We start from the raw sequence: 232 nt of genomic DNA on the forward strand, positions 1-232 counted from the left end.
GGCGATCAGGTCCTGCTGCGCACGAAACTTCTCTGCAACCCGTGCGAAAAAGTCCTGGCTCGCGGCAGCGCGTTGCCCATGCACCAGGCCGATGCGCGACTGCACGTCGCCCGGCAGGCTCAGGTTGTCCACTTCTTCGAGCAGGGCGGCGTGCAGCTTGCCGCCGAGCAGTTCGGTGTGGGGCAGGGCGCGGCGGTAGAAAATCGCATTGCCTTCGCGGCGGGTGGCCACC

1 pseudogene is annotated in these 232 nt (G+C 67.2%); it reads right to left on the minus strand.

Annotated features, from left to right (window positions below):
- Window positions 1–232 (minus strand): annotated as a pseudogene (locus ACW9IB_RS29565) (ArsR family transcriptional regulator); the annotation flags it as partial.

The organism is Pseudomonas sp. SDO524_S393, from assembly GCF_054071875.1.